The sequence below is a fragment of the Pseudoalteromonas shioyasakiensis genome (assembly GCF_022398475.1).
Classification (GTDB): Bacteria; Pseudomonadota; Gammaproteobacteria; order Enterobacterales; family Alteromonadaceae; genus Pseudoalteromonas.
The window spans coordinates 1-22,166 of sequence record NZ_JAKEVM010000020.1 but is presented as its reverse complement, the minus strand read 5'-3'; the positions used below and the strand labels follow the sequence as shown (position 1 = coordinate 22,166).

The window sequence follows — 22,166 nt, the reverse complement described above, 5'->3', positions numbered from 1 at the left end:
GATATAGTTCAGGTTTTGCTAAGTCAGTGCTTGCTATCTTCACGGCAAAAAAGGATCTACTAATATGAACAAACTCATCGTTTTTGCATTATTAAGCTTAATTATAACTGGTTGTAGTAGTGTGCCTTCGGTATCTAAAGGAGCAATAGAAAAAGGCAAAGCCAGTTATTACGCTGATAAATATCATGGCCGAACGACAGCAAGTGGTGAGGTGTTTAATCAACGGGCATTGAGCGCGGCTCATCAAACGCTTGGTTTTGGAAGCAGGGTAAAAGTTACTAATCTTAGTAATAATAAAAGCGTGATTGTTACTATTAATGACCGCGGCCCATTTATCCGCGGTCGTATTATCGACTTATCAAAAAAGGCGTTTTCAAAAATTGCCTCAGTCAAGCAAGGTGTGATTGACGTCACCGTTGAGCAGCTCGATTAAAAACGGGTAATAAGCTCTACGTAGTCGGCTTCATTCGCCACTAATTCAGCATGACTCGCAAAGGCTCTTACTTGTCCTTGCTCTAACCAAATAACCTTATCAACACGACTTAGCATTGCAGGGTCATGGGTAATGGTCAGCATAGTTTTATTTGCCCATATTCTCTCAACTGTAGTCAGCAAGTTTTGCTTAGTGTGATTATCTAAGCTCTCTGTTGGTTCATCAAGAATGATTAAATTACCTTGCCTTAATAGAGCTTGGGCAATAGCAATACGACGTGACTGACCATGAGAAAGCTTTCTGCCTGCGGTTCCTAAACGAGTGTTTAGCCCATCTTTTAAGTTACTAAGCCAAGAGCCAAGTTCAGCTTGTTCACAGGCCTCAATAAGCCTCTCATCTGTCGCATCAAAAGCTGCATAGCGAAGGTTTTCACGTAGCGTGCCATCAAAAATATGATGCTGCTGGGCAACTATCGTTAGCTGCTTAAAGCGTGTTGCAGTGCTCAAGCTTTCAAGTTCAAAGCTATCTTGTTTGGTGGTGAGCTTTAATGAGCCTGATTGCAGCGGCCAAAGGCCCGTGAGTAAGTTAACTAGGGTGGTTTTGCCACTGCCACTGGCACCGACTAGGGCAACTTTACTGCCGGGTGTAATCGCAAAATTGATATTGCTAAGGGCTTTACTTTTTGCCCCCAAGTATTGGTAATTGACCTCGCTTAGCTCAAGACCAAGCCCTGATTTGTCAGCTAATTGGTTTGCTAGCTGATCATCTAGGTTGTTTGGCTTTTCGGCTAAGCTGCTGTGTTTATCTTCAAGATCAAACAGTCGCTTTGCGGCACTTAAAGTAAGCGGCAATTCAATAAATGCCGTAGGCAGGGTGAGCACGGTTTCAAAGCTTGCTAATACAAATAACGCGAGCATCGCCAGTTCAACGTTTTTCATAGTCCCCATTGCAACCAGTGGAATTATCATAAATACACTGGCCAGCATGGTAAGTTGAATCACCAAAGTGCTTAAACCATTACTATTTGCCACGGCTTTGTGGCGATTATAGAGCTGGTTGTTGTATTGTTTACTGAGTGAGTCACAATGCGCTAATTGCGCCGCCTGTGCTTGATAGACAGCAAGCTCTCTGGCACCTGATAGTGTATCGGCAAGTTCAGCTCTTAACTCGGCTGAAAGTTGGGTTTCAGTATCCGCTTGTTGATGAAGCTTATGGCTTAACAATACGGGAAGCAGCACGCCAATAATCATCAGTGAAGTAAAGCAAACTAATGCGACCTCAGCGTTATACATGGCCATGAAGGCCATTACTATAGGAATGCTGATCAAGGCGACAATAATCGGCAGCAGCACATTGAGGTAGAATTTATCCAGCGCATCGACATCATTCTGTAGCCGGTTAAATAAATCGCTACTACGACTCATTGCTAAGTCAACGTTGTTCAGTTGGCTCAGAGTCTTGAACATGTTTACGCGAATTTCGCTCAGCAATAAAAAGGTAGCATTATGAGTTATCATCCGCTCACCGTAACGAGACGCTGTGCGCACGATAGCTAAAAAGCGGATCACTCCAGCAGGGGTAAAGTAATTCATCTGCACACCAGCAATGCCCGCCGCTGCCATGGCTGCTAAAAACCACCCAGATATAGCGAGCAAGCCCACATTAGCGAGTACCGTTAAGCTTGCTAAAAAAGCCCCTAAAAGCAACATGCCAGTATGAGGTTTGCACAGTTTTAATAGACGTATAAAGTTATGCATGGGTGTCACCTTGGCTCACAAGTTTAGCAAATAGGCCTGCTTGCTCAGTCAGTTGCTGGTACTGACCAGATTCAACAATGTGACCTTGTTGCATAACGTAAATATTATCGGCGTGTTTTACCGTATTCAGTCGGTGAGCAATAACCAGTACTAAATGGTCTTTTGCATAATCGCGGATTGCTTGGTTGATTACATGCTCTGTTTGGCTGTCTAAGTGAGCGGTAGGCTCATCTAACATCAGCACTGGGGCATTCTTCAAAAATGCACGGGCAAGGGCTATGCGCTGTTTTTGCCCTCCAGAGAGGCCTTCTCCTTGTTCACCGAGCAAGGTATCAAAGCCATCAGGTAGTGCAGTAATAAACTCAAGTGCACCTGCTTTACTTGCTGCTTCATCGAGCTCTGCTTGGCTTGCATCGGGTTTAGCTAAACGCAGGTTGTCTGCAACGGTTCGATAAAATAACGTGGCTTGCTGTGGGATCCATGCCAGCTGTGCTTGCCAATCAGCTAATGCAGTATCACTCAGTGGTTGCTCGTTAATGCTAATGGCACTATTGGCCTGATGATGAAAACCCAATAGGCAATCAAACAAGGTACTTTTACCCGAACCACTTTCACCCACAAAGGCAATTAAGCCTGAGCTTGGTAAGCTTAAGTTGATATCAGTTACCCCTTCGTTTGTTTCAGGATAGTGAAAGGTAAGCGCACTCAGCTGTATATCTTTTATCGGTAACTCAAGCTTAGATGACCCGACATGTTCATCAGCGTCGCTTTGATTGATTATGTCGACCATATCAGCAGCGGCGCTGATCCCTTCAAGTTTTGCATGATAGTGAGTACCCATTTGTCTAAGTGGTAAGTAAAACTCAGGGGCCAGTAGTAACACCACAAATCCAGTGGCAAAATCGAGCGTACCAAAAAATAATCTAAAGCCAATGATCACAGCAACAAGGGCCACACTAATGGTGGCTAAAAACTCAAGGGCGAAAGACGATAAAAAGGCGACTTTCAATACACCCATGGTTGCTCCACGGTAATCATCAGAAATCTGACTGATGCTATTTAGCTCACGCTTGGTTGCATTGAAGAGCTTGAGTTGAGTCAGGCCTTGTAATCGGTCAAAAAAGTAATTACCAAGTACCGCCAGTTGTTGCCAGCGTTCTTGGTTTAATTGCTCTGCTTTATGGCCCACTAAAATCATAAAAAAGGGGATAAGTGGCGCTGTTAAAAGGAAGATGAGGCCTGCTTTGTAATCGGTTGGAAAAATCACCACCAATATCGCTAATGGAATAAGCGCGCTGTAAGCCACACTCGGAATGTAGTTTGCGTAATATTGATGCAGTGCTTCCACCCCATTATGTAAGGTGTTAAGTGTTGCGCCGTGACCTTTTTGTTCACTGTAGGCTGGCCCAAGTTTGCTGAGCTTTTCTAGCAGTGTATTACGCATCACGTTTTTTATCTTTAACGCGGCGAGGTTACTCACCCGTTCACTTAGGGCAACCAACAAAGCACGAACTAAAATTAGCCCTGCCAGCGGCCATAATAATGGGCTTACGGCTTGCAAGTTTGCTTGTTCAAACATGACTTGATGAGCCGCGTTTGCAAGAAGATAACAAGAGGCAATCATTAATAGGGCGTTGAGTGTGCCCAAACTAATGCTTAATTTAAGAAGCCCTGAAGCGGACTGGCTATACTGCTTTAAAAAAGCGCGCAGCGTTTGCTGCTGCGCGCGATTTGGTCGGGGTTTAGTTGTCATCGGTGTTTTTGAGTCTCGCGTACAGCTCTAGCTCATCATCAGCAATCGAATCTTTATGTTGGTGAAATTCGTACCACATTACGTTGATCACCCCAAGTGTACAGGCTAATAGAACACCTAAAATCCAGGCAAAATACCACATATTTAAATCTCCTTAATAGCTACCGTGAGTGTTGTTTTCAATTTCACTAATCGTTACTTTGCGCCACATCTTCACATAACACCATGTTGTGTAGATAAGAATAAGTGGTACAAAAATAACCGCAGCGATAAACATCACGTTAAGTGTCATATGGCTCGAAACCGCATCCCACATAGTTAAACTAATATTTGGGTTGTTGCTCGAAGGCATCACAAACGGAAACATTGACATACCCGCTGTTAAAATCACACCTGCAAGCATTAAGCTTGACGCAGCCAATGCCATTGCTGGTTTTTGTAATTTAGATAATACAATTGCCAGTGCCGCCATCACGAATGCTAGGGCAGGGAACAGCATGGTTAATGGCATTTTTGTATAGTTATCAAGCCATGCACCCGGTGCCTGCGTTACTGTTTTAGCAAGCGGGTTTGCAAACCCTTGAGTATCGCCCATGCTAACGATTTTATAACCGTCAATTTGTGATACCCACACACCAGCTAAGGCAAACAATACAATAAACGCCATCAGTGCATATTGACCATATTGTGCTGAGCGTTTAGCAACCTCTGCATCAGTACGAAGTTGTAACCACATACCAGCGTGACCAACCAGCATCAGTACACTCACTAAGCCAACTACAATGGCAAATGGGTTTAATAACGCAAAGAATGAACCTTGATAACTGACACGCAGTAGGTCGTCGATATGATAAGGCACGCCCAGTAATAAGTTACCAAATGCCACACCAAATACTAAAGCAGGAATAAAGCTGCCAGCAAATAGGCCCCAATCCCAGTTATTACGCCAACGTGGTGAATCTATTTTTGAGCGATAATCAAAACCAAGCGGTCTGAAAAATAACGCAAATAACACCAGCATCATAGCAAAGTAAAAGCCAGAGAAAGCGGCCGCGTAAACCATAGGCCAAGCCGCAAACAGTGCGCCCCCAGCGGTTATGAACCAAACTTGGTTACCATCCCAGTGAGCACCAATGGTGTTAATAACTGTACGGCGTTCAACATCGGTTTTACCAACTAGGCGAAGCAAAATTGCCACACCCATATCCATGCCATCGGTCACTGCAAAGCCAATTAGTAAGACACCAATTAACAGCCACCAGATTAGTTTTAGTGTTTCGTAATCAAAAATCATGACTGAGCTCCTTGGCTTGCAAGTGAATCCGCTTTAGCAAGTTCATGGTGATATTTACCGGTATGAAGTGAGCTTGGGCCTTGTTTAATAAAGCGAAGCATCAGCCAGCCTTCTACAGCAGCAAGACCTGTATAGAAAACTAAGAAACCAGTAATACTAATCAATAAGTCATTCACCGTGAGTGACGAGGTTGCCAAGAAGGTCGGTAAAATTTCCGAAATTGCCCACGGTTGGCGGCCGTACTCCGCAACAATCCAACCAAATTCAATGGCAATCCAAGGCAGAGGAATACTCCATACCGCAGCCCATAATAACCAGCGCTTTTGCTCAATAATGCGGTGTGCGTTGTAATAAAATGCAAGGACGAATACACCAAGCATGATCACGCCACAGCCAACCATGATTCTAAATGACCAGAACATAGGGCCGACTTGAGGGATTGAGTCTTTCACTGCTTTTTGAATGTGCTCTTCTGTTGCATCTACCACGTTAGGGGTATAGCGCTTAAGTAGCAGACCATAGCCAAGGTCGTCTTTTAAGGTATCGAACTTTGCAATGTTTTCTGGTGTGTCTTCACCGCCACGAAGCTTTTCTAAGTATTCGTATGCAATCATGCCATTGCGAATACGTACTTCGTGCTGCTCTTCAAGGTCTTTAATACCCGTTACTTGCTCGTCGATAGAGCGAGTCGCAATGATACCCAGTGCATAGGGGATTTTTACAGCGGCGTGGGTGACTTGTTCTTCTGAGTCAGGAATACCAACCAAAGTAAATGCGGCAGGGGCTTCTTCGGTATGCCACTCAGCTTCAATGGTTGCGAGTTTGACTTTTTGCACCTCGCCAACTTCGTAGCCAGATTCATCACCAAGTAAAATAACACAAAGAATAGACGCTAAACCAAACCCTGAAGCAACCGAGAACGAACGCTTAGCAAAAGCAAGGTCGCGACCTTTTAAGATGTACCAGCTACTAATACCAAGTACAAACATAGATGCTGCAACATAACCTGCTGATACGGTATGAATAAACTTAACCTGTGCGACTGGGTTAAATACCAATTCAGCAAAGCTAGTCATTTCCATGCGCATGGTTTGGTAGTTAAATTCAGCACCTACTGGGTTTTGCATCCAACCATTTGCTACTAAAATCCATAACGCAGATAAGTTAGTCCCTAAAGCCATTAAGAAGGTAGCACCTAGATGCTGACGTTTACTCAAACGCTCCCAGCCTAAAAAGAACATACCGACAAAGGTTGATTCTAAGAAGAAAGCCATTAAGCCTTCAATCGCTAGCGGTGCGCCAAATATATCGCCCACATAGTGAGAGTAATAAGACCAGTTGGTACCAAACTCAAACTCCATGGTTAGACCTGTTGCCACACCAATCGCAAAGTTAATACCAAACAACTTACCCCAGAACTTAGTCATATCACGATAAATTTCGCGACCTGTCATCACGTAAACGGATTCCATGATCACTAAAATCCACGTCATACCTAAGGTAAGGGGAACAAATAGGAAGTGAAATAGGGCAGTGATTGCAAATTGCAATCGCGATAGATCCACAAATGTTTCATCTATCATTGTTTAGCTCCTTGTTAGCGGGTGCGGTAGACACGACAAATATTGATTATGAAGTTTCAGTAATTATTGAAACTTTGCAAATATTAAACCTGTATTCATTTTAGTCAATAGGAAAATACGAAATAAAGATGAATTAATCCTGCTCACCTTTTCTACAGATTAGAGATAAAGCTCTAAAGTTTCAAATATTTAATCGTTATAAAAAGCCGTTTTGCTATGGCTTATTTTATTCTTTTTTAAGCTCTTTTTAGATAGTAGCGAGTAAACCTGCAGGCTACACGCGCAAATAAATGCTCAACCAATGAGCAAGTAGGCAGGCTAATTTCGATTTCTAGTATTTATTAACTCTGTGACATTTATCCGACTGCTAAAACACGGTAAACTCGTTTTTATTAGTGCCAAAAGTTGCGAATTATCAACGAATGAAAGAACAAACAAAGCCGTTACGTATTGCCTTGGTGGCAGGTGAGTTATCAGGTGATATTTTAGGTGAAGGGCTAGTAAAAGCACTTAAACGCCGTTTTCCGGATGCCATATTTGAAGGGATTGCAGGCCCGCGTATGCAAGCGGCTGGCTGTAAAACATTATTCGATATGGACGAATTATCTGTAATGGGCCTAGTTGAAGTACTAGGCCGATTACCGCGCCTACTAAAAATACGCAAACAATTGGTGCAGCATTTTATCGACAACCCACCAGATGTATTTATTGGTATCGATGCCCCTGACTTTAACTTACGTGTCGAAAAACCGTTAAAAGAGGCGGGTATTAAAACAGTACAATATGTTAGCCCATCAGTGTGGGCGTGGCGCGAAAAACGTATTCATAAAATCAGTGCCGCCACTAATTTAGTGCTGGCATTATTACCGTTCGAAAAAGCCTTTTACGATAAGCACGATGTACCTTGTACCTTTGTGGGTCATACTTTGGCTGATGATATTGCCCTTGAGCACGACCAAACCGAGGCTCGTAACCAACTAGGTTTAGCACAAACTGATAAAGTACTTGCGTTGTTACCAGGTAGCCGAGGTTCTGAAGTAGGGCTTTTAAGCGAAACCTACATTGAAACAGCGGCTAAATTGCAAGCGCAAAACCCTGACCTTAAAATTGTGGTTCCGTTAGTCAATGAAAAACGAAAAGCACAGTTTTGTGAAATTTTAGAAAAAACAGCCCCTGATCTAAAACTGCAATTATTGGATGGTCAGTCAAACCTTGCAATGCAAGCGGCTGATGCCATTTTACTTGCCTCAGGAACCGCAACGCTTGAAGGTATGCTGTACAAAAAGCCGATGGTTGTGGGCTACAAAATTAAGCCACTGAGTTACTGGATTTTCAAAACCTTATTTACTTTTAACATTAAGTATTTCTCGTTGCCTAATTTATTAGCCGATGAAGAACTCGTTCCAGAATACTTACAAACTGAATGTAATGTTGAAAACCTATCGGCTGCGCTAACACCTATGTTGAATACCGATAACAGCGAACTAAAAGCGCGCTTTTTAGCCATACATAAAAACATTAGATTAAATGCCAATGAACAAGCTGCAGCGGCAGTCGCGGAGTTACTAAATGCAAATTGAACGACCGAATGTTAATTATATTGCTGGTGTAGATGAAGTTGGCCGTGGTCCATTAGTGGGTGATGTTGTTACCGCTGCGGTAATATTGGACCCAAATAAGCCTATTGCAGGGTTAGCAGATTCTAAAAAGTTATCAGACAAAAAACGTCAATTATTAGCTGCAGAAATAAAAGAAAAAGCCCTGTGCTATGCTATTGGTCGTTGTAGTCCAAGCGAGATTGATGAGTTAAATATTTTGCATGCCACTATGCTCGCGATGAGCCGCGCGGTTGAAGGCTTAAGCGTAAAGCCTGAGTTTGTCTTTATTGATGGTAACCGTGTGCCTAGCCAATTAACTGTGCCAGCACAGGCGGTAGTAAAAGGCGATAGCCTAGTTGAAGAGATTTCGGCAGCATCTATTCTAGCGAAAGTTGCTCGTGACGAAGAAATGATTGAGCTTGATAAGCGTTACCCTGACTATGGTTTTGCAGGCCATAAAGGTTACCCAACTAAAGCACACTTTGCAGCACTTGAACAATACGGTGCTATTGCAGAGCATCGTAAAAGCTTTAAACCTGTTCAGCGCATTTTGGCGTTAAAAGGAGAGCAACTGTAATGCCTGCGCCACAATTTGTTCACTTACGTGTTCACTCAGATTTCTCAATGGTGGATGGCCTAGCTAAAACTAAGCCAATTGTCGCTAAAGCAGAAGAGCTGCAAATGCCTGCGTTGGCTATCACCGATCAGATGAACTTATGTGGTTTGGTGCGTTTTTATGGCGCTGCCCATGGCGCTGGTATTAAGCCTATTGTCGGCGCAGACTTTTGGTTAAGAAGCCCTGAATTTGAAGATGAACCTAGCCGAATTACTATCTTAGCGAAAGATAACGAAGGTTATAAAAACCTTACTTTATTGATCTCTAAAGCATACCAGCGCGGACATTTATTTCACCGCCCAGTGGTTGACCGTGAGTGGCTGGTGGAGCACAAAAAAGGCCTAATTTTATTATCTGGTGCTAAAGATGGCGACTTAGGTAAAGCCCTATTAAAAGGTAACCCTGGGCTTATTGAATCGGTCGTTAGCTTTTATAAGCAACATTTTAGCGATCATTATTACATTGAGCTTATTCGTACGGAACGTGCTTTAGAAGAAGACTATTTACACCTAGCTGTTGAGCTTGCTACAAAAGAGCAGTTACCTGTAGTGGCAACTAACGAAGTGGTGTTTTTAAAACCAGAAAACTTTGAAGCCCATGAAATACGCGTGGCAATCCATGACGGTTACACCTTAGAAGATAAACGTAGACCAAAACGTTTTTCTGAGCAGCAATATCTTAAAACAGCAGAGCAAATGGCTGAGCTATTTAGCGATATTCCTGAAGCGTTAGAAAACACCGTTGAAATTGCTAAGCGCTGTAATGTGACCGTGCAGCTAGGAACTTACTTCTTACCAGATTACCCAACCGGTTCGCTGAAAATTGAAGACTTCTTGGTTAAGGTCTCTGAAGATGGCCTTGAAGAGCGTTTACAGTTTTTATTCCCAGATGAGCAAGAGCGTAAAGAGAAACGTGGCGAGTATGATGAGCGTCTGAAAATAGAGCTCGACGTAATCAACCAAATGGGTTTCCCGGGTTACTTCTTGATCGTAATGGAGTTCATTCAGTGGAGTAAAGATAACAATATTCCGGTAGGTCCAGGGCGTGGTTCTGGTGCTGGTTCATTGGTTGCTTATGCACTGAAGATCACCGACCTTGATCCGCTTGAATTTGACTTACTATTCGAACGTTTCTTGAACCCAGAACGTATCTCAATGCCCGATTTCGACGTCGATTTCTGTATGGATAGGCGTGATGAGGTAATTGATCACGTAGCGGCACTTTATGGTCGTGACGCGGTATCTCAGATCATTACCTTTGGTACCATGGCTGCAAAAGCGGTTATCCGTGACGTAGGCCGTGTACTTGGTCACCCTTACGGCTTTGTTGATCGTATTTCTAAACTAGTACCGGGCGATCCGGGCATGACCTTGGCTAAAGCGTTTGATGTTGAGCCGCGTTTACAAGAAGCCTACGACGGTGATGAAGAGGTTAAAGAGCTTATTGATATGTGTCGCATCCTTGAAGGCTGTACACGTAACGCCGGTAAGCACGCTGGTGGTGTTGTAATATCACCAACCACTATCACTGACTTTGCTGCTCTTTATTGTGATGATGAGGGTAAATTCCCGGTAACGCAATTTGATAAAAACGACGTTGAGACGGCGGGTTTAGTTAAATTCGACTTCTTAGGTTTAAGAACACTTACCATCTTGCAGTGGGCAATTGATATGACTAACGAGCGCTTAGCCCGAGAGGGTAAAGAGCCGGTTGATATCAACGCTATTCCACTTGATGATAAGCCAAGTATTGAGTTATTGCTACGCGCCGAAACCACCGCGGTATTCCAGTTAGAATCTCGTGGTATGAAAGACCTTATTCGTCGTCTAAAGCCCGACTGCTTCGAAGATATGATCGCACTGGTAGCACTATTCCGCCCTGGTCCATTGCAATCAGGCATGGTAGATAACTTTATCGACCGTAAGCATGGCCGCGAAGAGCTATCTTACCCAGATGTGCAGTGGCAACACGATAGCTTGATACCCATTCTAGAACCGACCTACGGTATCATTCTTTATCAAGAACAGGTAATGCAGATTGCGCAGGTACTGGCTGGTTATACGCTAGGTGGCGCTGACATGCTGCGTCGTGCGATGGGTAAGAAAAAACCAGAGGAGATGGCAAAGCAACGTTCAACCTTCGAAGAAGGAGCTGTTAATAACGGAGTTGACGGCGAACTTGCAATGAAAATCTTCGACTTGGTAGAGAAGTTCGCAGGTTATGGTTTTAACAAATCTCACTCAGCTGCTTATGCCTTAGTATCGTACCAAACGTTGTGGATGAAAACCCACTACCCAGCAGAGTTTATGGCTGCGGTAATGTCGGCGGATATGGATAACACCGATAAAATTGTTACCTTGGTAGATGAATGTGAAAACATGAAACTGACCTTGTTACCGCCAGATGTAAATGCCGGTGAGTACAAGTTTACGGTTAATCTACAAGGTGAAATTGTTTACGGTATCGGTGCCATTAAAGGGGTTGGTGAGGCGCCTGTTGAAGCTATTTTAGAAGCCCGTAGCGAAGGTGGCCCGTTTAAGGACTTATTTGATTTTTGTGCCCGTGTTGACTTAAAGCGTTTAAACAAGCGAGTTGTTGAAAAGCTCATTTATGCCGGAGCGCTCGATCAACTTGGCCCAGATAAAACCCAACCTGGCCGTGCAACCTTATTAGCAAGCTTAAAAGATGCTATGCGAGCGGCCGATCAGCATCATAAGGCTGAGTCATTAGGGCAGGCAGATTTATTTGGATTACTTGCCACAGAGCCAGATGAAGTTGAACAAGCATTTATCAAAGCCACAGATTTAACCGACAATGAGTGGCTAGATGGTGAGAAAGAAACTTTAGGTCTGTATTTAACTGGCCACCCAATTAATCAGTATCGTAAAGAGTTAAAGCATTATACATCAGGAAGGCTGGTCGATTTACAACCCACTAACCGCGATGTGCAGTCAACGGCTGCAGGCTTAGTGATTTCTGCCCGTACCTTGATAAACAAAAAGGGAAATCGATGGGGTCTTGTAACTTTAGATGACAAGAGTGCCCGTATTGATGTACGCTTATTCCCAGAACAGTTTGAAATGTACCAAGATTTGCTGCAAGTAAACAATATCTTGGTAATATCTGGACAGGTCAGCTTTGATAACTTCTCTGGTGGCATTACAATGACCGCTAGAGACATATGCACCATCGCTGAGGCGCGAGAAAAACGTATAAAAGCGATTAAAATGACCTTGAATATGGTGCAGATCGAGGCGAACTTCTTCGATAATTTACAAAAAGTACTGGAACCTTATAAGTTTGGTACTTGTCCTATTAAAGTATTCTATCAACGTCCGGATGCGTTGGCTGAGATTACCTTAGGAACCGAATGGTGTGTTACGCCGAGTGATGACTTGCTTCATAAGTTATCGCTGATGGCGGCGCAAGATGTAGAACTAGAATTTAATTAATTAGGTAGTTTAGAGCATGAGCCTCAATTATCTTGATTTTGAGCTTCCAATCGCAGAATTAGAAGCAAAAATTGAAGAATTACAAAATGTAAGCCGCGCTGGCGAATTAGACCTTGGATTAGAAGAGGAAGTCAGTCGATTAAAAGAGAAAAGTGCTGAAATGAAAGAGAAAATTTTCTCTGAATTAGGTGCTTGGCAGGTTTCTCAGTTAGCCCGTCATCCGTTGCGTCCTTATACTCGTGATTACATCGAGCGCATTTTCACGGAATTTGACGAACTAGCAGGCGACCGTACTTTTGCTAACGATCCAGCTATTTTAGGTGGTGTTGCACGTTTTGAAGGTCAACCAGTGATGGTTATTGGCCAACAAAAAGGGCGTGACACGGCTGAAAAAATTAAACGCAACTTTGGTATGCCAAAGCCAGAAGGTTACCGTAAAGCATTACGCTTAATGGAAATGGCTGAGCGTTTCAAAATGCCAATCATGACATTTATCGACACTCCAGGTGCATACCCAGGTGTTGGCGCTGAAGAGCGTGGTCAAAGTGAAGCTATTGCGCGTAACCTTAAAGTGATGGCTGCGTTAAAAGTACCAACTATCTGTACTGTTATCGGTGAAGGTGGTTCTGGTGGTGCATTAGCAATTGGTGTGGGCGACCGCGTTAACATGTTGCAATACAGCACTTACTCTGTAATTTCGCCAGAAGGTTGTGCATCAATCTTATGGAAAAGCGCAGACAAGGCACCATTAGCAGCAGAAGCCATGGGTGTAACAGCTGCACGTGTTAAAGAGCTTGATTTAATCAACAACGTAATTGATGAGCCACTTGGTGGCGCACATCGTAATTACGATGCGATGGCGCGTAACCTTAAAAACCAACTTAAGCGTGATCTAGCTGACTTACAAGGCCTTTCACTAGATGAAATGCTTGATCAGCGTTACAAACGTTTAATGTCGTTTGGCTATTGCTAAACACAGCTTAAAATTGAAAAAAGCCGCTTTTGCGGCTTTTTTTGTTTTATAATGCCGATAACAAAGACGCTTGTATACTCATTGGTTTTAAATGCAAACATCAGATCTATACCACCATTTTTTAGCACAATTGCAGCCTTTACTGAACGCTCAGCAAAGTAGCTTTAGCGTTGCCTTATCTGGCGGTGTTGATTCGGTTGTATTGTTACATTTAATAAAACAAGCTCAACAGCAGCACTCAGAACTTAAAATTGAAGCTGTGTATGTTAATCATGGTTTGAGCAAGTATGCTGATAAGTGGCAGGGGTTTTGCCAATCGCTGTGTGAAGAGCTCGATGTCGCATTTAAAGCGGTGCACGTTGAAATTTATGAGCGCTCGCGTACATCACTTGAGGCACAAGCAAGAGAGGCTCGTTACCAAGCACTAGACGAAAACTGTATACCAGGTAGTGTAATACTGCTTGGTCAGCACTTAAATGATCAACTTGAGACCTTCTTACTTCGTCTAAAGCGTGGTTCTGGCTTGCAGGGTTTAGCATCGATGCCACAAACGCGATTGTTAGCGTCTGGGCGTGTATGTTTTAGACCGCTGATTAATATCACTCGTGAGCAAATTGAACAATTTGCCAGTGAATTTGCTATTACCCATATCACCGATGATTCAAATGTTGATGAGCGCTTTGACCGCAATTTTTTACGTCATCAGGTTCTGCCCATTTTAACGGAGCGTTTTCAAGGGTTTGAAAAAAGTGCAGCGCGCAGTATTCGGCTGTTACAAAAGCAGCAATCACTGCTCGATGAATATACTCAAAGCGACCTTACAAACTGCCAAAATTCACAGGGTGGTTTAAGCTGCGATGCAATTGCGGGGTTTAGTAAGCCCAGACAAGCAAACCTTGTACGTGCGTGGCTGAATCAGTTTACCCATCAACTACCTTCAGAGAATCAGCTACAGCAAATTATTGAGCAAGGTTTAACGGCAAAAACTGATGCCCAGTTAAAAATTTGTTTGCAAAGCGGCGATGTTCGTCGGCATCAGCAACATTGGTACTTTGTGAAAGAGCAGGCAATACCTGAGGCGATGGATATTGCTTTGCAAAGCGTTGAACTGATTGGTGGCCGAAAACTAATAGTGAAAGCGGGTAAGGGTATTAGACAACCAAAGCCGGATGAGCAAGTAAGGGTTGAATTTAATAAGCCACAAGCGCGTATAAAGCCTTTGCATAAACCCGGCTCAAATACTTTAAAGCATTGGTTTAAAGATGCCAAAGTAGCTCCTTGGTTACGTGCGCAGACACCACTAATTTTTTATAACGATCAACTTGTGCAAGTAGTTGGCTACTTTATTAGTGAGCAGCACAGTGTTGAAGATGGAATTCTATGGGAGACACTCTATGAGTGAACAACCACATGTTGGTTTATCACTAGTTAATAAGGCACCACTTGGCTTTGCGTTGTCGGTGCTAGTAGCTGTAGTTGCCGGTTTTGCTTATGCAGAGCTGACAATAAATACACTTTTTTATGCACTAGCTGGCGGCTTAGTTTGCTCATTATTGCTGTTAGGTTACTGGTCAGGCAAAGGCGGTATTTTCTTTATTCTGGGCGTACTTACGCCGTTGGCTTTAGTGATGGTATCGCCCCTTACCACCATGGCTGCCTTGCTTTACTTATTAAGCGGCTTCTTCGCTGGTTTTTGGTTAGTATTACTTGGTTATAAATTTATAAACAAAAAAGCCTAGCGGGGGATGCTAGGCTTTTACTCAATTAGTAAGCTCTTGCGCAGTTTCTTCCTGCAGCTTTTGCCTTGTAAAGACCTTTGTCAGCACGGGCAAACACTTCGTTTTCGCAGTCTTGGTTATTGGCGAGTGTATAACCAATGCTTGATGTTACATCATATTGAGCCATCAACCCTGAGCTAGCAACCAAACTCATAATACGATCAGCAATTACCTTATTAGTGGTGAATTCAGGGTCGTCGATTAATAATGCAAATTCATCTCCACCAAAGCGGAAAATTGAGTCAGTGCCACGCACGCTAGTGCGTAATACATTAGCAAATTCTTGCAGTACATCATCGCCAATTTTATGACCAAAGTTATCGTTAACTTGTTTAAAGTTATCTAAATCAAGAAGCATTAAACTAAATGGACGATGCTGACGGCGGCAACGTTCTAGCTTTTGTGCCAAGCTGTCATTAAATTGACTACGGTTGTTTAAGCCTGTTAGCGCATCTTTAGTCGCTAAACGTAATACGCGGGTATACATAAGCGCATTACGTAATGGGTAAACAAGTGCTGTATGAAGCTGTTTTAATTTTGCTTCAATCGCTTTACCCATAGGGAACTGGCTAAAATAAATTAACTGCCCTAAGCGTTCACTTTCGATATCTAAATCAAAAGAGTACGGTGTTTGACTGGTATCGCTGCCAGCACTTTGTGACACTCCGAGTGCAGATTGGAACTGTAATCCAGATAAATTGATCAGTTGTTTTGCGTGTTCGGCAAAAATTGTCAAAATTTCTTCGATTGATAACGTAGTTTGTAATCTTGCGACCAAATCGTGTGGACTATTTGTTTCATTTATTCGGTAATGCTCTGCCGAAAACGGCAGAAACTCGCCTCGCGCAGACACCCGCTGCGTCAAAATATGGACATTTTCCATGATAATTCTCCCCCCGGAGTGTTTAGATACTCATACTTAGCGAGATTTGTGCCACATTTTTAAACTGGCTGAAAAACAGATGGTTGCTATATTTAAGGTAGGGTACAGCTTTATCATCAAGTAGAAGGGAGTTTATTGCTTGCAAAATGTGCTGATTCAAGTGTTTGGCTTGCTCGTCGCTGCCGTATTATTTGTTTGGTTCTTCAAACGAATTGGTTTACCACCTATTCTTGCTTATCTTGCCACCGGCGTGTTGGCGGGGAGTCATGGTATTGGCTGGATGGCGCAAAGCCACGAAATGCACTTTGTTGCCGAACTTGGCATTGTATTTTTACTGTTTAGCTTAGGGCTTGAGTTTTCGTTGCCGCGTTTAATGGCAATGCGAAATATTGTTTTTGGCCTTGGCTCCTTACAGGTCGTGGTGACCAGTATTGTATTTATGCTGATTTTACTGCTGTTAGAGCACAGCCTTTTAAATAGTTTTACCATCGCCAGTTTAATGGCGCTATCTTCAACGGCGGTAGTGGTTAAGTTACTTAAAGAGTCTGGAGATTTAAACCAGCGCCGCGGCCAGTTGGCAATAGGGGTGTTGCTATTTCAAGATATTGCTGTTGTCCCTCTACTAATTGTTTACCCTCTACTGGCTCAAAGTGGCTCTGAAGAAATTGCTGGAGCATTGGCTTTTGCACTCACTAAAGGCGCTTTAGTGTGTATTTTATTGTTCGGCATAGGTAAATGGATTTTGCCTAAAGTGTTTAGCGAAATAGCGCTGGTAAGAACCGATGAGCTATTTATGCTAACGACTTTATTGGTTGCCTTGTTTGCCGCAGGCCTGACTTACCTATTTGGTTTATCGATGGCGTTAGGCGCCTTTTTAGCCGGCATGATGTTAGGAGAAAGCCATTATCGTCACCAACTAGAAGCCGATATTAGACCGTTTCGCGATATTTTGATGGGGCTATTCTTTGTGACCGTCGGTATGCAGTTAGATGTGCTTTATGTACTTCATAGTTGGTACTGGATCATCGCTGTATTAATTGGTTTATTGCTATTTAAAATAGCAGTTCTCGCAATTTCTGCGCAAGTGATGGGGGAGCGTAAGCAAGATGCGGTATCGGCGGGTATTATGCTTTGGCAAATGGGAGAATTTGGCTTTGTGTTAATTGCACTTGCTTCGCAGCATTTGCTGATAAGCTCAGAGCAAGCTTCGTTTTTAATAGCAGTTGGCGTACTTTCAATGGCGCTAACGCCTTACCTTATTGAAAAAACACCGCTTATTCTTAAAAAACTTGGCCTTTTAAGCCATGCAGGGCAGTATTGGCAGCAGCCTGCGACAAGTAGCCCCTTGTATCAAAATCATATTGTGATTTGTGGCTTTTCTCGTGTGGGGCAAACCGTAGCACGCTTTTTAAAACCAGAAGCTATTGAATACGTCGCGGTTGAAAGCAACCCCATCTTATTGCAAGAAGCAAAAGCGGCTGGCGAGCCAGTTATTTTTGGCCATGTAAATCAAAAAGATATTTTAAAATCAGCGGGTGTAGAGCGGGCAAGGCTAGTCATTATTACTTTTACTGATTTTGAGCAAACACAGATTGTTGTTGATGCCATCAAGCAGATAGCCCCTGACGTGAAAATACTGGTACGGATGCGAGATGATACCGAAATGGAAACGCTTAAAGAGCTTGGTGTTACTGAGGTGGTGCCTGAAACACTCGAAGCAAGTTTGATGCTGGTTTCGCATGTGCTGTATATGTCTGGCGTGCCGATGACACGGATCATACGCCGAGTAAGTAAAGAGCGGCGTAATCGTTATAAGTTCTTAAATGGCTTTTTCACTGGCGATAAACTCGATGGCGAAGAGGCAAGTTCAGATAGGCTTGAGTATTTACATGTTATAGCTCTGCCAGAACACGCTTATGCGGTTAATCAGAAAATTAGTGAGCTTAAACTTGAGCAGCGCCGTGTGTCGGTTAGAGCACTGCGCCGACAAGACCGAGAAATTGACGCACCTTCATCACAAACTATTTTATTGGCAGGCGATATTTTAGTGTTACAAGGCAAGCCTCGCCGAGTAGAGCGGGTAGAAAGGTTTTTACTCGATGGTATGGAGTAGCTTTTAGCTACTCCAGCTCTAAGAATTTACGAATTTCAGGTAGCTTTTTAAGGCCATCTTGGTAGCCAATTTCAATGAGCTTTTGGGTATAACGTTTTTCAAACAGTAAGTAGCTCGTTAAACTCGATTGCGAACGTTTCTTCACGCCTATCATGCGTAGTAACAGTTTGATTGCCATAGGCATGTCATCATAAAACTGAGCTGCGATTGCATTAAAGTTTTGCGATGGGTTGATCACGCATGTTTCGATTTGTTTTAACTCTTGGTGTTTGTCGCGGGCAGGTAACAGGCTCAGCGTGCGATTGATACGCTGTAAACGCTCTAAATCAGACTGTAGGGTGTCGGTAAATACGCTATCGAGTAAGTGACCTGCAATATTAGAAAGGCCTGGGTAATGAGGCTGATAACCCGGCGGATGCAATTCTTTTGGCTCATCCACACCAATGATAAAGATTTTTTCAGCACCTAAGTGAACCGACGGACTCAGTGGTGAAAGTTGGTGAATAGAGCCATCGCCAAAATAGTGGTTATAAACATTCACGCTCGGGAACACCATGGGAATAGCGCTCGATGCCATTAAGTGCTCAACATTAATGCGGGTTGCTTGCCCCTCACGCTTTGCTCTGCGCCACGGCTTTTGTGTAAGTGACTGAAAAAAGGCCACAGAGTCACCCGTGGTATAGCTCGAAGCGGTAATCGATACTGCATCTAGGTAGTTTTTATGTAGATTTCGTTCGATACGCGATAAATCGAGTATTTCGTGTAGTAACTTTCTAAGAGGCTTATTATTTAGCAAGCTCGCAGGTGGGTGATTAATATGTTCAGATTGAAAACTCGTAAGCATGTTGCGAGTAATATGCAAAAACACACTTAAAAAGTCGCTTTTATAAACCTGAGAAGTCGAAAAATTCTTCCACACCCATTCAAGTTTTTTGCATGCTAAATGCGCACACGATGCATAACATGCTAATGCAGCGGAATTAATTGCGCCAGCTGATGTCCCATTAATAATAGTAAAGGGCAGCGGTGCTGTGCGAGGCATGCTTTGCGTAATCGCTTTAAGCACACCAACTTGATAAGCCGCTCGCGCGCCACCACCTGTTAGTAATAAAGCGATTTTAGAGTGCTGTGTTTTTTTTAACTTACTGCTCATGGTTGCATTTAAATAGTTGTGCGTCTTTACTTTATTTATCAACTGTAAGTCTTTAAGCTAGAAGAAGCAAAGATTAGCTCAAGGCTAAATGGTTTTTTCGTATTTTTATCTGTTTTATTTTTAAGGGAGTGTCTATGTCAGAGCATTCGTCAGAGCCTGAAGTACAAAAGGGTTCATCAAATAACAACCTGATTTTCGCGGTGGTTGTGCTTATTCTTGTTGCTGGTGTGGCAGCGTTTATTTTATTGAAGCCTGAAGATAAACCAGTGCAAGTTGTTGAAGATATTGTTGCAGAAGAAGCGCCAGTTGTTGAGTACCAAGAGCCTGAACCAGAGCCTGAAGTGACAGAGCCTGAGCCAGAACCAGTTGTAGTGGACACTGCTCCAGAGCGCACTCCAGAGCCAGTTCCAGAAGTTGAACCATTACCAACGTTAAATGAAAGCGATGAAGTGGTTGTTGCCCGTATGGATGAGTTACTAACTGACCAAGTGATGAGCTTAATGGTGACCGACGATCTTATTCGCCGTGGTGTTGTGTATGTTGATAACATCGCCAAAGGTAAAGTGGCATTAAGCCATGCACCTGTAGAGCGCCCTAAAGAGTCATTTAAAGTTATTGAGGGCGACATTTTAACAATCGACCCAAATAGTTATGAGCGCTACACGCCATACGTAAAACTATTTACCAGCCTGAGCGCGGCCCAAGTAATTCGTATGTATGATGAATACAAACCACTTATCAACGAAGCTTATGCAGAAATTGGCTACGAAGGTGATGCATTCACAGGCACGCTAGAAGAGGCTATTGACGTACTACTTGATACGCCAGAGCCAAAAGGTGATATGCCACTTGTTCGCAACTCAGTTACGTATCAATATGCTTACTCTGAGTGGGAAAACCTACCTGATGCGCAAAAACAATTACTGCGTATGGGCCCAGAAAATATGAAAAAAGTGAAAGCAGCACTGCGCAACATCAAAGCTGAACTTGAAAAGTAAGCGATAACCCCCTTAATGACAGTGCGATTGTATACCAAGTATGCAATCGCACTTTCTTTTTCGAATATCCCTTGAATAACAGGCTAAAAGTAGAGATAATCCCTCCCGCGCCAAACAAGGCCCTCAATGGTAGTCTTATTGGTCCTCTCGCAACACTAGCAGGTGAACCTGGTCAGGCCCGGAAGGGAGCAGCCACAGCGTGTGACGTGTGTGCCGAGATGCGGCTGGTAAGACTGCCACCCAAAATCTCCTTTGGGTGACTTTCTTCATTTAAATTCCATTTTAAACCTTTCTTTAGAACTCTTTTTTATTCTGTATTAATTAAACTTAACTTTAAGTATGTTTTTTTAAGTTATCGAGACATCCACTTTAGAGTTAATTAGACACACACATTAAAAATGTGAACTTCGTTTTTATGTACATGATTGATTTGAAGGAGACACTGTTAGTCAGGTACAGGTTATAAAAACTATTAAGACACCCACTATAGTAGGAGTTTTTAATAGCTAACTCTAAGAGCAACTAGTTTAGTCGCTCAAAATTAATTAACTAAATTAATCTATACATCAAAATGTTATGTTTACAAGATTTTGTAGGGCATTGCCTGAACAGTACCTGACTTTGGGCAAGCTTAGCCCAAGGGTAAGGCTACTTTAAACATTTTCGAGCTTCGGCTTAGGAAAATAGTGCGCGACTAGTGCTAATAGAGCTTCTTCGTTTTCGTTTCATATGATTTGTATAAGCTGTGATTGCTTGTTCTTTACCTGCAGTATTTTTAAATGAGCGGGTAAAGGAAGTGGTGAGTGTGAGCCAGTTGTCAGTACAAATATTTAGTCTTTCAAGTATTGGTAACGCATTTTCTGTGATTTTCCCAGGCTTATTTTCTCGTATTGAACGGCCTGTCCAATCTACAAGTTGCAGATATGTCTTGAGCTCAAATGGTAGTCCCTTAGGCATATGTTTTCGTGGTTTACCTGCAAAGCGCATAAGTGATTTCGGTTGCTTATTCTTTTGAGCTGCATTAATTCTAGATTTAATACTGGTGTAGTCAGATTGCTCGGGTAAATCAGCCGCTTTTGCTCTAACAGGATTTAAATCTACATAAGCGAGGCAAGCGGCAAGTGCTGCTTCATCAAGTAAAGCTTGTGATTTAAAGCGACCTTCCCAAAACCGTCCTTTGCATTCATCTTCTTGATTCGCTTTTCGTGCAATACTTTCATTAAGCACGCGCATAAACCAACTAATGCTGCTGAGCCTCTCACGATATATATTTATTCTGGTATTAACCGCAGCGAGCTCGGTTTGTGTTAGCAATTCGCCATTTAAGAATCGTTGGCAAAGGAATGTACTTTTGAATAATTTGTGCCATCTAATAAGAATCGCTTTATTATTTAGACGCTTAGCTTTTGCTATATCAATGTGAAGAACCAGATGAGTGTGATTACTCATTACAGCGTAGGCGCAAATATCAATACAAAATATTCGCCCAAGTTGAAGTAGTTTCTTTTCAACCCAATCGCGCCTATGTTCATATGAACGACCCGTTAGTGGATCTTTTCCGCACAAATAAGCGCGACGAACGCAGCGTGAAATACAATGGTAATAAGGCGTGTTTGAAACGCTAATCAAGTTTCTACGTGGGGTTGCCATGCTCTTCTCCTCCATGAGTTGAACAATTTAAGTTTAGTCATAATTATGAGAAGTGAGAAATATTAAATTGGGTGTCTAGTTAGAGGTTATTTTTTCATAGGTTTAACTCTGTGAAGTAATAGAAATTAATAT

General features: G+C 42.8%; 17 protein-coding genes and 1 other RNA gene. 10 read left to right on the top strand and 8 right to left on the bottom strand.

Features of this window, described 5'->3' with window-relative positions; all coding sequences use genetic code 11:
- The first annotated feature begins 64 nt into the window (after positions 1–64).
- Entirely contained in the window at positions 65–433 is a 369-nt protein-coding gene (locus L1D51_RS05985) for a septal ring lytic transglycosylase RlpA family protein (protein WP_239963197.1), read from the top strand.
- On the opposite strand, the gene cydC is transcribed toward L1D51_RS05985, so the two are convergent.
- The 5 genes from cydC to L1D51_RS05960 are packed head-to-tail and all read right to left on the bottom strand — an operon-like array spanning position 430 to position 6,820.
- Positions 430–2,190, bottom strand: coding sequence for a thiol reductant ABC exporter subunit CydC (gene cydC, locus L1D51_RS05980; RefSeq protein WP_239963196.1), 1,761 nt, complete (start codon positions 2,188–2,190; stop codon positions 430–432). The two genes, L1D51_RS05985 and cydC, sit on opposite strands and share 4 nt — an antisense overlap.
- Complete coding sequence (gene cydD / locus L1D51_RS05975) at positions 2,183–3,943, bottom strand: thiol reductant ABC exporter subunit CydD (protein ID WP_239963195.1); 1,761 nt, start codon at positions 3,941–3,943, stop codon at positions 2,183–2,185. Before cydD ends, cydC begins: the two co-directional genes overlap by 8 nt.
- Entirely contained in the window at positions 3,933–4,085 is a 153-nt protein-coding gene (cydX, locus tag L1D51_RS05970) for a cytochrome bd-I oxidase subunit CydX (protein WP_054553108.1), read from the bottom strand. The genes cydD and cydX overlap by 11 nt, the downstream gene beginning before the upstream one ends.
- A gap of 12 nt (positions 4,086–4,097) precedes the next feature.
- Complete coding sequence (cydB, locus tag L1D51_RS05965) at positions 4,098–5,237, bottom strand: cytochrome d ubiquinol oxidase subunit II (protein WP_055021939.1); 1,140 nt, start codon at positions 5,235–5,237, stop codon at positions 4,098–4,100.
- On the bottom strand, positions 5,234–6,820 hold the full coding sequence (locus L1D51_RS05960) for a cytochrome ubiquinol oxidase subunit I (protein ID WP_054562035.1): 1,587 nt from the start codon (positions 6,818–6,820) through the stop codon (positions 5,234–5,236). Before L1D51_RS05960 ends, cydB begins: the two co-directional genes overlap by 4 nt.
- A 422-nt stretch (positions 6,821–7,242) precedes the next feature.
- On the opposite strand from L1D51_RS05960, the gene lpxB reads away from it, so the two are divergent.
- The 6 genes from lpxB (at position 7,243) to L1D51_RS05930 (ending at position 15,198) form a co-directional block, all read left to right on the top strand.
- Complete coding sequence (gene lpxB / locus L1D51_RS05955; RefSeq protein WP_054553105.1) at positions 7,243–8,400, top strand: lipid-A-disaccharide synthase; 1,158 nt, start codon at positions 7,243–7,245, stop codon at positions 8,398–8,400.
- The gene (rnhB, locus tag L1D51_RS05950) at positions 8,390–8,995 is read left to right on the top strand and encodes a ribonuclease HII (protein ID WP_054562034.1); all 606 of its coding nucleotides are present in this window, start codon (positions 8,390–8,392) and stop codon (positions 8,993–8,995) included. The genes lpxB and rnhB overlap by 11 nt, the downstream gene beginning before the upstream one ends.
- Positions 8,995–12,486, top strand: a complete 3,492-nt coding sequence (gene dnaE / locus L1D51_RS05945; RefSeq protein ID WP_055021942.1) for a DNA polymerase III subunit alpha — start codon at positions 8,995–8,997, stop codon at positions 12,484–12,486. The genes rnhB and dnaE overlap by 1 nt, the downstream gene beginning before the upstream one ends.
- A gap of 16 nt (positions 12,487–12,502) precedes the next feature.
- Positions 12,503–13,459 (top strand): acetyl-CoA carboxylase carboxyl transferase subunit alpha, encoded by a 957-nt coding sequence (gene accA, locus L1D51_RS05940; RefSeq protein ID WP_054553102.1) that lies wholly within the window; start codon positions 12,503–12,505, stop codon positions 13,457–13,459.
- A 91-nt stretch (positions 13,460–13,550) separates the two neighbouring features.
- The gene (gene tilS, locus L1D51_RS05935; protein ID WP_054562031.1) at positions 13,551–14,861 is read left to right on the top strand and encodes a tRNA lysidine(34) synthetase TilS; all 1,311 of its coding nucleotides are present in this window, start codon (positions 13,551–13,553) and stop codon (positions 14,859–14,861) included.
- Positions 14,854–15,198 (top strand): hypothetical protein, encoded by a 345-nt coding sequence (locus L1D51_RS05930; RefSeq protein WP_054562030.1) that lies wholly within the window; start codon positions 14,854–14,856, stop codon positions 15,196–15,198. Before tilS ends, L1D51_RS05930 begins: the two co-directional genes overlap by 8 nt.
- 25 nt (positions 15,199–15,223) lie before the next feature.
- Here the strand turns inward: L1D51_RS05930 and L1D51_RS05925 are convergent, their stop codons facing one another.
- Positions 15,224–16,120, bottom strand: a complete 897-nt coding sequence (locus tag L1D51_RS05925; RefSeq protein ID WP_054562029.1) for a GGDEF domain-containing protein — start codon at positions 16,118–16,120, stop codon at positions 15,224–15,226.
- Between the two features lie 139 nt (positions 16,121–16,259).
- On the opposite strand from L1D51_RS05925, the gene L1D51_RS05920 reads away from it, so the two are divergent.
- The gene (locus L1D51_RS05920) at positions 16,260–18,233 is read left to right on the top strand and encodes a monovalent cation:proton antiporter family protein (protein WP_239963194.1); all 1,974 of its coding nucleotides are present in this window, start codon (positions 16,260–16,262) and stop codon (positions 18,231–18,233) included.
- 7 nt (positions 18,234–18,240) lie between these two features.
- Here L1D51_RS05920 and L1D51_RS05915 read toward each other — a convergent pair whose 3' ends face one another.
- Entirely contained in the window at positions 18,241–19,386 is a 1,146-nt protein-coding gene (locus L1D51_RS05915; protein ID WP_054562027.1) for a patatin-like phospholipase family protein, read from the bottom strand.
- 134 nt (positions 19,387–19,520) lie between these two features.
- On the opposite strand from L1D51_RS05915, the gene L1D51_RS05910 reads away from it, so the two are divergent.
- Complete coding sequence (locus L1D51_RS05910; protein WP_239963193.1) at positions 19,521–20,384, top strand: DUF3014 domain-containing protein; 864 nt, start codon at positions 19,521–19,523, stop codon at positions 20,382–20,384.
- A 136-nt stretch (positions 20,385–20,520) separates the two neighbouring features.
- An RNA gene (ffs, locus tag L1D51_RS05905) (signal recognition particle sRNA small type) lies at positions 20,521–20,617 on the top strand.
- A gap of 442 nt (positions 20,618–21,059) precedes the next feature.
- On the opposite strand, the gene L1D51_RS05900 is transcribed toward ffs, so the two are convergent.
- On the bottom strand, positions 21,060–22,034 hold the full coding sequence (locus L1D51_RS05900) for a transposase (protein ID WP_239963192.1): 975 nt from the start codon (positions 22,032–22,034) through the stop codon (positions 21,060–21,062).
- Positions 22,035–22,166 lie beyond the last annotated feature (132 nt).